Origin of the sequence: Thermus altitudinis, from assembly GCF_022760835.1 — a bacterium.
In the GTDB taxonomy this organism is placed as follows: domain Bacteria; phylum Deinococcota; class Deinococci; order Deinococcales; family Thermaceae; genus Thermus; species Thermus altitudinis.
Genome location: NZ_JAKTNQ010000016.1, coordinates 40,565 through 54,355, shown reverse-complemented (window position 1 = coordinate 54,355; position 13,791 = coordinate 40,565). Strand labels below are relative to the sequence as shown.

Annotated in this window: 14 protein-coding genes; 4 read left to right on the top strand and 10 right to left on the bottom strand. The window is 64.9% G+C overall.

Features of this window, described 5'->3' with window-relative positions:
• Positions 1-50: 50 nt before the first annotated feature.
• Both L0D16_RS07320 and L0D16_RS07315 read right to left on the bottom strand, forming a co-directional pair.
• Positions 51-1,046 carry an iron ABC transporter substrate-binding protein gene (locus L0D16_RS07320; protein WP_243030902.1) on the bottom strand — a complete coding sequence of 332 codons (996 nt, stop codon included), beginning with the start codon at positions 1,044-1,046 and terminating at the stop codon, positions 51-53.
• 84 nt (positions 1,047-1,130) lie between these two features.
• Positions 1,131-1,910: a metalloenzyme gene (locus L0D16_RS07315; protein ID WP_243030900.1), complete on the bottom strand. Its 780-nt coding sequence runs from the start codon at positions 1,908-1,910 to the stop codon at positions 1,131-1,133.
• A gap of 117 nt (positions 1,911-2,027) precedes the next feature.
• On the opposite strand from L0D16_RS07315, the gene L0D16_RS07310 reads away from it, so the two are divergent.
• Positions 2,028-2,456 carry an OsmC family protein gene (locus L0D16_RS07310; RefSeq protein ID WP_243030895.1) on the top strand — a complete coding sequence of 143 codons (429 nt, stop codon included), beginning with the start codon at positions 2,028-2,030 and terminating at the stop codon, positions 2,454-2,456.
• Here the strand turns inward: L0D16_RS07310 and L0D16_RS07305 are convergent.
• From L0D16_RS07305 to L0D16_RS07295, 3 genes are read right to left on the bottom strand one after another with little or no spacing between them, the layout of a single operon-like run.
• Positions 2,453-3,208, bottom strand: a complete 756-nt coding sequence (locus L0D16_RS07305; RefSeq protein ID WP_243030894.1) for a zinc ribbon domain-containing protein — start codon at positions 3,206-3,208, stop codon at positions 2,453-2,455. The genes L0D16_RS07310 and L0D16_RS07305 overlap by 4 nt on opposite strands.
• Entirely contained in the window at positions 3,196-3,828 is a 633-nt protein-coding gene (locus L0D16_RS07300) for an MBL fold metallo-hydrolase (protein WP_243030893.1), read from the bottom strand. The genes L0D16_RS07305 and L0D16_RS07300 overlap by 13 nt, the downstream gene beginning before the upstream one ends.
• Positions 3,825-4,517 (bottom strand): sulfurtransferase, encoded by a 693-nt coding sequence (locus L0D16_RS07295; protein WP_243030885.1) that lies wholly within the window; start codon positions 4,515-4,517, stop codon positions 3,825-3,827. The genes L0D16_RS07300 and L0D16_RS07295 overlap by 4 nt, the downstream gene beginning before the upstream one ends.
• A 98-nt stretch (positions 4,518-4,615) precedes the next feature.
• On the opposite strand from L0D16_RS07295, the gene L0D16_RS07290 reads away from it, so the two are divergent.
• Positions 4,616-5,080 (top strand): Hsp20/alpha crystallin family protein, encoded by a 465-nt coding sequence (locus L0D16_RS07290; RefSeq protein ID WP_243030883.1) that lies wholly within the window; start codon positions 4,616-4,618, stop codon positions 5,078-5,080.
• Positions 5,081-5,119: 39 nt separating this feature from the next.
• Here L0D16_RS07290 and L0D16_RS07285 read toward each other — a convergent pair whose 3' ends face one another.
• From L0D16_RS07285 to L0D16_RS07270, 4 genes are read right to left on the bottom strand one after another with little or no spacing between them, the layout of a single operon-like run.
• Positions 5,120-6,190, bottom strand: coding sequence for a cystathionine beta-lyase (locus L0D16_RS07285; RefSeq protein WP_243030882.1), 1,071 nt, complete (start codon positions 6,188-6,190; stop codon positions 5,120-5,122).
• 9 nt (positions 6,191-6,199) lie between these two features.
• Positions 6,200-7,021 carry a prolipoprotein diacylglyceryl transferase gene (gene lgt, locus L0D16_RS07280; protein ID WP_243030910.1) on the bottom strand — a complete coding sequence of 274 codons (822 nt, stop codon included), beginning with the start codon at positions 7,019-7,021 and terminating at the stop codon, positions 6,200-6,202.
• An 8-nt stretch (positions 7,022-7,029) separates the two neighbouring features.
• A complete protein-coding gene (locus tag L0D16_RS07275) occupies positions 7,030-7,284 on the bottom strand; it encodes a glutaredoxin family protein (protein WP_243030877.1) in 255 nt (84 codons plus the stop codon).
• Between the two features lie 3 nt (positions 7,285-7,287).
• Positions 7,288-7,770: a DUF456 domain-containing protein gene (locus L0D16_RS07270; RefSeq protein WP_243030876.1), complete on the bottom strand. Its 483-nt coding sequence runs from the start codon at positions 7,768-7,770 to the stop codon at positions 7,288-7,290.
• A gap of 87 nt (positions 7,771-7,857) precedes the next feature.
• Here L0D16_RS07270 and L0D16_RS07265 point away from each other — a divergent pair, with 87 nt between their 5' ends.
• Entirely contained in the window at positions 7,858-8,916 is a 1,059-nt protein-coding gene (locus L0D16_RS07265) for a 3-hydroxyacyl-CoA dehydrogenase NAD-binding domain-containing protein (protein WP_243030875.1), read from the top strand.
• Entirely contained in the window at positions 8,913-10,244 is a 1,332-nt protein-coding gene (locus L0D16_RS07260) for an acetyl-CoA hydrolase/transferase family protein (protein WP_243030874.1), read from the top strand. The genes L0D16_RS07265 and L0D16_RS07260 overlap by 4 nt, the downstream gene beginning before the upstream one ends.
• Positions 10,245-10,248: 4 nt before the next feature.
• Here the strand turns inward: L0D16_RS07260 and L0D16_RS12405 are convergent, their stop codons facing one another.
• Positions 10,249-13,752 (bottom strand): SdrD B-like domain-containing protein, encoded by a 3,504-nt coding sequence (locus L0D16_RS12405; protein WP_279231244.1) that lies wholly within the window; start codon positions 13,750-13,752, stop codon positions 10,249-10,251.
• Between the last annotated feature and the right edge of the window lie 39 nt (positions 13,753-13,791).

The following is a 13,791-nucleotide window of genomic DNA, read 5'->3' as shown; positions in this document are numbered from 1 at the left end:
GTCAGGTGGTCGGCCACGGTCATGGACGAAGAATACAACAAGAAAGGGTATTAGAGGATGCCCAGCTCCCGGAGGAGCCTCAGGGCTTGGTCCAGGGGAAGCTTTTCAAAGTCCAGCTTGGGGCTTTTCTTCAGGGCTTCTTCCAAGGGCAGGAGGTGGGCGTCGGCCACCACCCCCTTCACCAGGGGGTATTCCCCCACGGTCCCCGCAAAATACTGCTGCCCCTTGGGGGAGAGGAGGTAGGTGAGGAAGCGGTTGGCGGCCACCAGGTTCTTGGAGGTCTTCAGGATGCCTGCCCCTGTGACCAGGGCCAGGTTGCCCACATCCCCTTCCTTGAAGTAGTGAAGGCCCAGGTTGTACCCCGCTCGGCGGAAGCGCACCACGTAGTAGTGGTTGGTGGAGCCCAGGTCGATCTCCCCGGCGCGGATGGCGTCCAGCATGGCCGAGTTGGAGGCATAGCCCTTGGGGTTAAGGGCTTTCATGGCGGAAAGCCATTCCCGGGTCCTGTTTTCCCCATAGAGGACCATCATCCCCGCCACCATGTCCTGGAAGCTGGAATAGGTGGGGGTCCAGCCCATCCTACCCGCCAGGCCCTTGTCCTGGGCGAAGCGGGGGAGGTCCAGGATGCTTCCCGGAAGCTCTTCCGGCTTGAACTTCTGCGGGTTGTAGGCCAAGACCCTAAGGCGCAGGGTCACCGGTACCCAGGCTTTGGACTCGGGCACGAAGGCCAAGGGCTGCTTCAGGAGGGTGTCTCCCAAGGGCCGTAGGAGCCCTTTGCTGGCCGCCTGGCCCAAAGCCCCTGCGGTGTTGGCCCAGAAGATATCGGCCGGCGACCGGCTTCCCTCCTCCTGCAGGGCCGCCAGGATCTGGGCGTCGGTGCCGTAGCGCACCTGGACCCGGATACCGGTCTCCGCTTGGAACTGCTTCACCAAGGGTTCCACCAGGCTCTGCCCCCGCCCGGAATAGAGGGTCAGGGTCGTCTCTTGAGCGGAAGCCAACCCTAGGACCAGAATGCCCACCAAGGTAACGAGTCTTCTACGCTGCATCTTGCCTCCTTCCTACCTCCCCGGGGGTTCCCCGGGGCGAGGGCGCCCTCTGCCTGGGGACTTTACCGGAAAGGGGGGACAAAGTCAAGTATTCCGGTCGGATTTTGTAAGTTTAGAAGTGATAATCACTTGCAACCAAAGGAAAAAGGCCGCCAGATCCTTCGGCCAGAAGGGGGTTTTCTGCCCCGTATAGACCAAGGGCACAGGGTTTCGGGTGTGCCGGGGGTGCCAGGGCTCCTCGGCATTGCCGTGGTCGGAGGTGAGGAGGAGGGTGCCCCCTTCCTCCAAGAAGCCCTTCAGGAAAAGGGAAAGCTCCAGGAAGCTTTCGGGTAGCGCCTCTGGGAAACGGTGGGCGAAGAGGTCCAGGGCCCAGTATTCCAGGACCACCAGGTCAAAGCCCCGGGCCAGGGAAGCCGCCTGGGCTCCAGCTCCAAAGGGATCTTCCCAAAACCCAGGGGAAAGGGCCTCGGGGTGGCCCAGGGGCAAAAGGGGCAGGCCCGCCAGGAGGGCCCCTTGGGCGAAGGCGGAGAGGAGAAGCCTCCTTCCCGCGGCGGCCCGCTCTAGGTATTCCGGGCGGTAAGCGTTGGCGTGGAGGATGCGTAGGCCTGTTTCCTTCGCCCAAGCGTACAGGCTTTTTTGCAGAAGGGGCCTGAGCCTGGGGCTGGGAAAAGGCCCCTGGTGGTGGCCGAGAAGGCGGGGGGCATTGACCCCAGTAAGGAGGGTGGTCTGGCCCGTGCCCGACTGGGGCAGGCCCTCCACCCCCAAGGTGGCGTCCAAGGCCTTAGGGGAAAGCTCTAGGAGGAAGGGGAAAAGGTCCTCCAGGGCCTCACCTAGGCCGAGGCCGTCCACGAAGAGGAAAAGCACGCCTTTAGTGTGCTTCCGTTTGGGCCCCTCCGTCAAACCGCAAGGGATAGTAGAAGGTGCCTTGCCTCACCCGGCGGTTGTGCGGGTTAGGAGTATCCTGGAACCGGAGGTAAAGCCATGCCGGTAAGAAAGGCCAATGCGATATGGGAAGGCGGTTTGCGTAACGGTCAGGGTCTAATGAAGCTGCAAAGCCAGGCTTTTGAGGGACCCTATTCCTTCCCCTCCAGGTTTGAGGAGGGGCCGGGGACCAACCCCGAGGAGCTCATCGCCGCCGCCCATGCGGGCTGCTTCTCCATGGCCTTGGCGGCCTCCTTGGAGCGGGAGGGATTCACCCCCAAGCGGGTTTCCACGGAGGCCCGGGTGCACCTGGAGATGGTGGAGGGAAAGGCCACCATCACCCGCATTGACCTGGTTACCGAGGCGGAGGTGCCGGGGATAACCCCGGATAGGTTCCAGGAGATCGCCCAGGCGGCCAAGGAGGGCTGCCCGGTTTCCCGGGCCTTAGGGGCGGTGAAGGAGATCACCCTCGAGGCCCGCCTGGTCTAGCCCTCCCCTTTCCACAGGAGCCGGCCACAGGAGGGGCAGCGCACCAGCTGCCCCTGCACCACCTTCTGGGCCACGTGGGTGGGCAGGACCACGTTGCACCCTTCGCAGCGGAAGACCTGGCCTTGGCGGAGCATGCGGGCGATGCCGGTGCCCTTGCGGGCCCGGCGGATGGCCTCGTACTCCTTCAGGACGGGGGCGGGGATGGCTTGGGCCATGAGGGAACGTTCCTCTAGCCTGAGGGCGATTTCCGCCCTTAGGGCCTCCACTCGCACCCGGTTGGCCTCCAAGAGTTCTTCCAGGCGGGGCTTTAAGGCGGCGAGCTCGGCTTCCACCTCCTGGATCTCGCCTTCCAGGTTCTCCATGGCCTCCATGATGGGGGTGGAAAGCTCCAGGAGCTCTTTGATGCGGTCCTTGATCTGTTGGATGCGGTTCTCGTACTGGGTCTGCTCGCGGGCGCTTTGGGCCTGGCGTTGCTCGGCTTCCGCCTGCTTCTCCTTGGCGGTGAGGTCCTCAATGTCCAGGCTGTGGCGGTTGTACTCCTTGCGGAGCTCTGCCTGGCGCTCCAGGAGGTCGGCGAGCCGGCTTTCCAGGGCCTCCACCTGGGTCTTCACCGCAACCAGGTCCTGGGGGAGGGTCTCCGCCTCCTTTTGCAATCGGTCTATCTCCAGGTCCTTTTCCTGCAGGTCATAAAGGGCCTTAAGCGCCTCAAGCTGTCCCCTGTGGGGAGCATCCGCCCCGTTCACGTTTCCCATTCTAACCCCAGGAGGAAGGGGTTGGTCTGGGCCTCGAGGGCCAGGGTGGTGGGGGGCCCGTGCCCCGGGTAGACCTCCGTCTTGGGGGGCAGGGTGAGGAGGCGCTTTAGGGAGCGGAAAAGGTCCTCCCGGTTTGCCCCCGGAAGGTCGTAGCGGCCGATGCTTCCCCGGAAGAGGAGGTCCCCAGAGAAGACCCTAGGGGGCTCGGAGCCTTCCCAGTGGAGGAAGGCCACGTGCCCGGGGCTATGGCCGGGAAGGTGCCAGACCTTAAGGCCAAAAAGGGACAGGCCCTCGGCCAAGGGTTCCACGGGTAGGGGAGGCTTGAGGATGGAGAGGCCAAAGAGGGCCGCCACCTCCTGGGCCTTTTGGTAAAGGGGAAGGTCCAGGGGGTGGAGGAAGACGGGGAGGGACAGGGCCTCCACCAAGGGGGCCACGGCCCCCAGGTGGTCAAAGTGGGCGTGGGTAAGGAGGATGGCCTGGGGCGTTAACCCCGTGGACTCCAGGAGGGCCAGGATCCTCTCTGCTTCGTCCCCGGGGTCCAGGAGCACGGCACCCTCCTCCCCCGCCACCAGGTAGGCGTTGGCCTCCAGGGGGCCCAGGCTTAGCCGGTACACCCTCATGGTTCGGTGGGAAGCCCCTCCTGGAGCCACTCGTGCATGGAGCCCAGGTAGTTCCGGGCCCTGACCCCCAGGCTCCTCAGCACGAAGAAGGCCACGGCGCTTCGGGCCCCGGAGTGGCAGTAAAGCCCCACCTCCTGCCCCGGCTCCAGGCCGAGCCGCCCTAGCACCTTGTCCGGCTCCAGAAAAAGCTCCAGGGGGGCGTTTCGGCTTCCGGGGATGCGCCCTCCCCGGGGGCAGCAAGGAGGGTGGACCTTGCCCTGGTATTCCTCGGGGCTACGCACGTCCAAGAGGAGAGGGTGGCTGGCCGCCTCCTGGGCGGTGAGGAGCCAGTCCCGCCGGAGGCGGGCTATGGTATCCGAGCGCTGGGGTTTGGGCTCTTCCCGCTCGCTGGCGTGGGCTTCCCAGCCCTCGGTCCAAAGCTCCACCTCCAGCCCCCCAAGCCCCAGGAAGAAGGCGGTGCGGCAAAGGCGGCTGGTGAGGCCCTCGTCGTAGAGGATCACGGGGCTTTTGAGTCCCAGTTCCTGGAAAAGCTCGGTGAGGCCGGCTTCCAGGGCTTTCAGCTCCGCCTCTTCCCGCAGGCGAAGCCTGGGGGCGGAAAGGTCCAGGTGCCGGGCACCCGGTAGGTGCCCGGCCTCGTAGGCGGCCCGGGGACGGGTATCCACCAGGACGGCTCCAGAGGGGATCTCCATGCCCCTGATTATAGGGGGCGCATGGGTAGGCGCTAGAGGATAAGGATACTTGACAAACTAAGGCGCAAGTGATATAAGTGAAGCGGGAGGTGATAGGTATGGCCCTGGTTCGCAGGGATGCACGGCCCATGGAGATCACCCCCTTCCGCACCTGGGGTCCTTTCTCCCTCCTGGAGGAGGCTAACCGGCTCTTTGAGGAGGTCTTGGGGGACTTTGCCCGCCCCGTGGCCACCTACGTGGCGCCCGCGGACCTCTACGAGACCGACGAGGCCTTGGTCCTGGAGATGGCGGTGCCGGGCCTGGCCCCGGAGGACCTGGAGGTGAGCCTCGAGGGCAGCAAGCTCACCATCAGGGGCCAGGTGAAGCCCGCGGAGGAAGCCAAGGTGCGCCGTTACTACCTGCAGGAGATCCCCCATGGCTCCTTCGTGCGCACCTTCACCCTTCCCGTGGAGGTGGACGCCTCCCAGGCCAAGGCGGAGTTCCGCCACGGGATCCTGCATCTCACCCTACCCAAGGTGGCCGAGGCCCGGGCCAAGCGGATCCCCATTGAGGTGGTCCAGTAGGCCCGAGCCCCCTTGCCCCCCGGGGAACCCCTGGGGGGCTTAGGCTTTTCTGAGGGCTTCGGCAAGGCGTTTTAGGGCCTCGTCCAGGACCTCGGGGTAGGTGGCGAAGTTGAGGCGCACGTAGCGATCGTACCCTTCCCCGAAGTTTTCCCCGGGATTCAGGGCCACCCGGGCCTCCTTGAGGAAGAAGGAGGCCGCCTGGGGAATGGGGGTTTTGAACCAGGCCAGGTAGGTGCCCTCCGGGGGAACGTGGCCGAGGCCCACTTCCTTGGCCCAGGCTGCCACCCGGTCGCGGTTCGCCCTAAGCCGGGCCAGGGTCTCCCCAAGCCAGGCCTCCCCTTCCCTCAGGGCCGCCTTCCAGGCGGCCATGGCCAGCACGTTGGGGAAGGTGTGGGGCAGGTAGCGCCTCAAGGCCTCCACCAGGGGCTTAGGCCCCACCGCCGCCCCAATGGGCAGTCCGGCCAAGTTGTAAGCCTTTCCCGGTCCCAACAGGGTAAGGGTGCGCTCGGGGAGGAAGCGGGCCAGGGGCACGTGGCCCCTCTCGTAGGTGAGGGGGGCGTGGAGCTCGTCGGAAACCACAATGAGGTCGTGCTTGCGGGCGATGGCGGCCAAAGCGGCAAGCTCCTCCTCCCCAAAGACCCTTCCCGTGGGGTTTTGCGGATGGCAGAAGAGGAGGAGCCGGCTGGCGTAGGCCAGGCGCTCCAGGCCCTCGAGGTCCAGCCGGTACCCCTCCTCGGTTTCCCGTAAAGGATTCGCCAGAACGGTGCGTTTTTGCTGGCGGATGGCGGCTAGAAACGGGGGGTATATGGGGACCTGGGTCAGGACCCCCTGGCCAGGGGCGGTGAAGGCGGCTACCGCCCCGTAGAGCCCCACCACCACCCCGGGCATAAAGGCCAGTTCCCCTTCCAAGCCCGCTTTTTCCAGGATGAGGGCCTTAAGCTCGAGGTCCCCATCCCGGGGGGGGTAACCCAAAAAACCCTCGGCCCTTTCCCGTATGGCCCTGCGGATGGGCTCGGCCACGGGGAAGTCCATGTCCGCTACCCAAAGGGGCAGGACGTCCTCAGGGTAGGTGCCCCACTTGAGGGAGTCCTTGCGGGGGGGAAGCACCATGGGCTTATCTTACCGGCCTAGCCGCCGAAGCATGTACCAGGAAAGTAGGATGAGGGGCACGCTCACCACCTGGGTGGCGGTGAAGAGGCCGATGCCCAGTTGGTCGTTCTGGTAGACGGGAAGCCACAAGGGGTTTAAGCGGAAGGGTTCCTCCAAAACCGAGCGGAGCACACTGTACCAAAGGATAAAGTTCCAAAAGGCGTACCCGTAGAAGGGCTTCTGGCGAAGCCAGTAGTAGGAAAGGGGCAGGAGGATGAGGCCCACCAGGGCCCCGTAGATCTGGGTGAGGTGCACGGGTCCCCGGAGGAGCTCGTCGCACCGATAGACCTGGGAGATATCCTCAATGCCGGGGCAGATTCCGGGGAACCCCTTGGCCCACTCCGGCCAGGTGAAGCCGATGGGCAAGGAGGTGAGGCGGCCCACGGTGTCGGAGCCATTCATTAGGTTCCCGATCCTCCCGGCGATGATGCCTAAGGCCACCCCCGGGGTGGCGGCGTCCAGGTAGGGCCAGAGGGGGTAGCCCTTGCGCTTATGAAAGTAGAGGAAGACCAGGGCCCCGCCCAGTATGGCCCCGTGGAAGGAAAGCCCCCCGTGCCAGATGTACAAAACCTCCACCGGGTTCTGCAGAAAGTAGCCGGGGGAGGTGAGGACATAGCCCAGCCTGGCCCCCACCACCCCCCACACCACCGCCCAGAAGGCCACCCCCTCAAACTTCTCCGCATCCAACCCCCAGGCCCTAAGCCTGCGCTTGGCCAGTTCAAAGCCGATGAAGATGGCCAGGGTAAGGAGAAAGCCATACCACTGGATGCGCAAGGGGCCGATCTGGATCATGGTGGGGTTCATGCCTCACCCCCTCTTTGGAGCCTTGCCACCAGCTCCATCAGCGACCTCTCGTCAAAGATACCTTCCAAAAGCACCCTGTCCCCCAGAAGAAGCACGGGTACCCGGAAGGTGTAATGGCGGAAGAGCTCGGGGTCTTGGTCCACATCCCGGCGCACATAGGGTATTCCCAAAGTCCAAAGGGCCCTTTCCGCCTTTTCGCATAGGCCACATCCTTCCCGGGTGACGAGGACCAGGTCCATGGGGAAAAGCATACCCTAGCCTTGAAAGATGGTCCGGATCACCAGGACTCCCATGGCTACGTGCACCAGCACCTTGGCCACCACGCCCCCCATGAGGCCCACCAGGGTGCCCCAGGCCGCCTTTAGGGCCTCCTCGGCCCTCCTTCCCGAAAGGTACTCAAAGAGCCAGGCCAGAAGGAAGGGCAAGACCAGCACGCCCAAAACACCCAGGAAAAGGCCCAGAATGCCCCCCAAAAACGCCCCCCAAAGCCCTGCCCGTCCGGCTCCGTACCTCCTGGCTCCCAGGAGGGTGGCCAGGTTGTCCAGGCTCATGGCCAGGAGGGCCAGAACCCCTAGGGCCAGCCACAGGCCCAAGGAAAGTTCCCGGAAGCCCACCAGGGCCTCGTGGAGGAGGGCGGCGGCCAGGATCAAAAGGGTGGCGGGGACAAAGGGCACCAGGGTTAGGAGCACCCCCGCTCCCCAAAGGGCCACGAAGAGCCAATCCGCGAAGGCATCCACAAAACAAGCCTAGGATGGGATTCCATGAGAAGGAAAAGGGACATCCGCCCTCCGCTTCCCCTTTAAGCTCAAGGCGAGGAGGCGGGTATGGAGTTTGGCCTACCCAAGGAACAGGGCGTGGTCAAGACCCAACCCCCCTTCGGGGAGGTGCGGGAGGGCCGGGTGGCCCTCACTCCCCAAGGGGTGCGGGAGCTGGTGGGCCGGGGCCACCGGGTCTATGTGGAGCGGGGGGCCGGGGAGCGGGCTGGGTTTGCCGACGCCCTATATGAGGAGGCCGGAGCCCGGCTGGTGAGCCGGGAGGAGGCCTTTGGCCGGGGGGAGGTGGTCTTGAAGGTGGGAAGGCCCACCCTCGAGGAGGTCGCCCTCCTCCGCCCTGGGGCCACGGTCATGGCCTTCCTGCACCTGGCGGTGGCGGAGTCCGCCTTGGTGGAGGCCATGGCGGAAAAGGGCCTAACGGCCATTGGGTACGAACTCATCGGGGCGGAGGGAAGGCGCCCCGTGCTCAAGGCCATGAGCGAGATCGCCGGCCGCCTGGCCCCCCAGATTGCGGGGAGGCTTTTGGAGGCCCCCTTCGGCCCCGGGGTGCTCCTTTCCGGGTTGCCCGGGATTCCCCCTGCGGATGTGGTCATCCTGGGGGCGGGGGTTTTGGGGAGGGCGGCGGCCCGGGCCTTCTTGGGGGTGGGGGCCTCGGTCTACCTCTTGGACAAGGAGCTTTCGGCCCTGGAGGAGGCCTCCAAGGAGGCCAAAGGGGCGGTCACCGCCCTCATCACCCAGACCCGCTTGGAGCGATACGTGGCCTTCGCCGATGTCCTGGTGGGGGCGGTGGCGGTGCCGGGGGAAAGGGCCCCCCTCCTCCTAAGCCGGGCCCTGCTTTCCCGCATGCGCCCGGGGGCCGTGCTCCTGGACTTCGCCATTGACCAGGGGGGAATTGCGGAAACCAGCCGGGTGGGGGTGTACCAGGAGCTGGGCATCACCCACTTCTGCCTCCCCAACGTTCCCGCCCTGGTGCCCCGTACCAGCAGCCACGCCCTCACCGCCACCCTTTTGCCCTTTCTCCTAGAGGTGGAGGAGGATCCCTTGAAGGTGCCAGAGCTCCGCCAGGGGGCCTACCTCCTCCTGGGCCAGAAAGGAGGGCACCTGGAATGAGCTACCGCAAGAAGCTGACCTCTCCCGAAGATGCCGTAACCCTCATCCGGTCGGGCATGCGGGTCTTCGTTTCCGGAAACGCCGCCACCCCTACCCCCATCCTGAAGGCCTTGGCCGCCCGTAAGGACGAGCTGGAGAACGTGGAGCTAGTGCACCTCCTGCAGATGGGGGAGGACCCTTTCGCCCCTCCCGAGATGGAAGGCCATTTCCGCCGCCGCTCCCTTTTTGTGGGGCCCGCCGACCGGGAGGCGGTGAACCAGGGCCGGGCCGACTACGTGCCCGTCATGCTCCACCAGGTGCCTTGGCTTTTCAAGAGGCGCATCCTGCCCCTGGATGCCGCCATCGTCCAGGTATCCCCTCCCGACGAGCATGGCTTCTGCTCCTTGGGGGTGGAGGTGATCGCCACCAAGGCGGCCCTCGAGGCCGCCCCCCTGGTGATCGCCATGGTGAACCCTCGCATGCCCAGAACCCTGGGGGATACCTTCGTCCACGTTTCCCGCTTCACCGCCATCGTGGAGCTGGACTGGCCCTTGCCCGAGCTAAAACGGGAGGGGTTTGGCGAGGTGGAGCGGAGGATCGGGGAGCACGTGGCCAGCCTCATAGAGGACGGGGCCACCTTGCAGATGGGCATCGGGGCCATCCCCGATGCCGTTTTGGCCAGCCTGGAAGGGAGGCGGGACCTAGGGGTCCACACGGAGATGATCTCCGATGGGGTGCTGGAAGCCTTTGAAAAGGGCCTCATCACCGGGGCCCGCAAAACCCTCCACCCCGGCAAGGTGATTGGCACCTTCGTTCTGGGTTCGGAGCGGCTTTACCGTTTCGTCCACGACAACCCCCTTTTTGAGCTCCACCCCGCCGACTACGTGAACGACCCCTTCGTGGTGGCCCAAAACCGCAAGATGGTGGCCATCAACTCCGCCATCGAGGTGGACCTCACGGGTCAGGTGGTGGCGGACTCCATCGGCACCCGCATCTACTCGGGCTTTGGCGGCCAGCTGGATTTCATCCGGGGGGCGGCGAGGAGCGAGGGGGGCAAGCCCATCATCGCCCTTCCCTCCACCGCCAAAGGGCATAGCCGCATCGTCCCCTACTTGAAACCGGGTGCGGGGGTGGTCACCACCCGGGCGGATGTGCACTACGTGGTCACCGAGTGGGGCGTGGCCGAGCTTTTTGGCCGCTCCCTAAGGGAAAGGGCCCTGGCCCTTATCCATATCGCCCACCCCGATTTCCGGGAGGGGCTTTTGGAGGCGGCCTGGGAGAGGAGGCTCCTTCCCCGGGGCTATCCTGGGGTTTCCCTTCCCCAAGGGAAAAACCCCGGGGAAGGGTAGGGGCCTAGCGGATCCTCACCCGGTAACACACCTCTCCCGTCTCCCCTGGCCCCACGGTGCCCACGGCCACCCTTACGAGGCCGCTGGCCATCTCTCCGGCATCGTCTCCCGTTTGGGCGGTGAGGTACTGGGTGGTGGTTCCATGGGTCCAGCGGATGGCCTTGTTGCCGTAGTCGGCCACGGTGGTGAGGGCATCGGTGAAGAAGGGCACGGGGTCAGAGAGGGTGAAGTTGCTCACGGGCTGGGTGCCCAGGTTGCGGTAGGCGATGCAGTACTCCAGGACCTCATTGGGCTTGCCCTGGGCGGTGGTGCCGAAGGGGGTGTTTTGGGAGACGTTGCGCACCCGCTTGTCCAGGCGCACTTCTCCACCGGTCACCTGCAGGGTGTCGGTGAGGGTGTCGGGTTCTTGGACACTGGGGTTATGGGCCCAGGTGAGGCGGGCTTCCAGGAGGGCGATGTCCATGGCTCCGGTTGGCGCGCCTGCGGGGACCAGGGCCCGGACCTCCAGGGCACAGGCCCTGAGGCTGCCATCGGCTTCCCTGGGCCAGGCGCTGCCCACGGTAAAGGTGGAGGGGAAGGAGGCCCAGTCTTCCCCTGGGCCGAAGGCGCCATCGCAGTCCAGGTCCACCCGCACCTGGTAGGCGTAACGGGGGTTGGGAGGGGAGAGGAGGTCTAGGGTGACGCTTCCCCGGGTGCCCGGGCGGTACCAGTGGCTGAAGGTGTAGACCCCTGGGGAGGAGGTCTGGCCGGAGCCATCGGGGTAGAAGCGGCTATCCCGCACCACGCCGAAGTTCCGCTCCCGGATGGAGCCGGCCAAGCCCGAGGCGGGGCCCAAGGAAACCGTAGCCCCCGCGGAGCCCGGGCCTAGGGCATCCGCCCAACTCCCCACCAGGGTGACCCCACCTTGGCCATCGTTGTGGCCGGTGGCCGGGCGCAAGGGATGGGAGAGGGCCACATTTCCCCAGGAGTAGGGGATATAGAGGCGGTAGTAGCCGTTGCCATCGGTGAGGGCGGTGCGGGTGCGGGTGCCGTCGGTGGCGGTGACGGTCACGCCCCCCACGCCCCCTTCCCCGCCATCCCGGAGGGCGTTGTTGGGGGTGCCCCCAGCCAGGCCGTCGTCCCAAAAGACCTGGCCCTGGACCACCCCTCCGCGGAAGAGGCCGAAGTCCAGGCCCTGGAGGTGGCCGGCCACCACCACTTCCCGCCTGCCCTCCCCAGGCTGGATGAAGAGCCACCCTGGGGGCGCCTGGGGTGCGGTGGCGCCATTGGAGGTGGCCACCACCAGGGAATAGGTGCCGGGAGGTACGCCCTGGAAGGAGAAGGTCCCGGTACCTTGGGGTACGGCCACGCTTTGGACCACGGTGTTCCCCTGGACCAGGTTTACGTAGACGGTGGTACCCGTGGTCCAGTCCTCGCCGGGCCCCTTGAGGCCGTCGGGTTCCAGGTCGTGGTAGACGGAGCCGGAGAGGGTGAAGCCGTTGTTGTTCCGGCCCACGCTGGTGATCCGCCCAGGGACATCGTCCGTGTCCACGGTAGGTAGCCAGCCAGGGCAGCGGGCCTGGGCCTGGTTGCTGGTGGTGGGTTCCCAACAGGCGGAACCGTTCGTGTCCTGCCCGTTGGGGGTAAGGCTGATGGACTGGCCTGGGGAGGCTGCGCTGAGGTTGGATTGGTAGGTGGCATCCCAGAGATTCCTAGGGTAGTAGTTTTCAGGGAAGCTCCCCCAGGCCACGTAGTCCACGATGCGAAGCTGAGGGTCATAAAGCCAGAGGTCATCCCCACCATCGGCCAAGCGAGCTTGGTTTTGGTTCAGGTAGAACTGGTACTGGGCGCTGGGGGCTTGGCGGTCGGGGGTGCTGGAGCCTACCCAGACCACCAGGTATTGCCCAGGGCCTAGCACGGTGCCGGAGGGGAAGGCAAAGGGCGTGTTGGAGCCCGTGATGGAGCCAATTCCATCCAGTACCCCCATGATGAGGTTTCCATCCATGAGGCGGAAGCCCGAGAGGTCCACGGGGGTGGAACCGGCATTGTAGATCTCAATGAACTCGTCCACATCCCCCGTACGCTGGCGGAAAAGCACCTCGTTGATGACCACTTGGCCCGCATAGGGGGAGGTTTGGTAGGCCAGGCCCACAGGGCTTGCCTCGGTCATGCTGTAGGGGGCAAGGGTAAGGGTTTGGGTGGCGTTATTGGTGGTCACGTACGCCCAGCTGGGCACCTGCACCTGTACCTGGTAGGTGCCTAGGTCTAGCCCGCGGGCATAGGCGCCTTGGGCGTTGGTGGTGAGGGTGAGGTTCTCCGGACCCGTCAGGCTGACCTGGATACCGGGGATGGGGGGTTCCCCCGGGTCCCACTGGCCGTTGGCGTTCAGGTCCAGGAAAACGTACCCTCTAAGGGCCCCAAAGAGGAGGTTGCATCCGAGGGGGCGGGTAGTGGGCACGAAGATGGCGTTGAGGTACATGCGGCGCCCATTGTAGAAGGCTAGGGTGGAGCCACTGCCGTAATTGTGTCCCCCCAGGTAGAAAACCATTCCTCCCGGGCCGTTATAGTGTTTGGAAGCGGTGGCGGCGTATAGCGTGGTCAACTGATTATTTATGATTGCTGTGGAAAGCGCATGGGGATGGGTGTTTCCTGTGGGGATACCTATCCAGTCCTGCTCTGAGCCACCGGGTGCGGGCTCAAGGGCACTGGTAAACTGGCTATAGGCCAAGTCGGGGTTGGGGTAACTTAGGAGGTTTGGGACGTTGTTTATGACCACGGCGCCGCTAAACTGGAAGCGGTAAACGGTTTCGTACGTGCTTAAGGCTTTGCATTGGGCGAGGAAGTTGCCGCCGCTTTGGACGAAAAGGTCCACGCCTGTGGCCTGCTTGCCCAAGTCTGTGTGGGGTGCGGTATAAATGGTATAGCAGGAGCTGGCAGCTAGAGCGGGTGTAGAGGAGGCGACCTGGTAGTTGGGAATGGGAATGTTTGCTTCAGTTAAGATTTGCACATGAATAGTGCTATTTTGATCGCTAATCAAAATGCGCGGTTTAAAGGTGAGGACGTAGCGCACGTCCAGGACCTGGTCTTCCTTAAGGCGGTACACCGCCACCTGGTTGCCGAAGGCTTGGGCCAGGGTTAGGGCCTGGTCGGCGAACTCTGGGGGTACCACGAAAGGCCCCCCTGAGAAGTCCAGAAGGGCTTCCCCCTGGGCTGTGGGAAGGATACGCTCAGCCCGGGCGCTAAAGTCCACGCCGTCCTTGGTCTTTCCCGCCCGGATAACCCAGTACACCGGAACCTTGTTCTGCAGGAGGCGGTTCACAAGGCCATAAGCGGCAAGGTTGAAGGGCTTGCCATTAAGGTTTTGTTTGACGTCATCCATGGGAATAATGAGGGCTCCAGCGGAAACCGGCGTCGGATTGGCCGGAGGGCCGGGCAGGTCGGCCAGGGGAAAGTTGCTCCCCCGGATGGGCAGGAGGGCGAGAAGCGCTAGGGGTACCAGGAGGCGGGTGGGCACTTTGGGCCTCTGCATCCGGGGAGGGATGCGGAAATGGGTAAGGAGGGCCCGCAG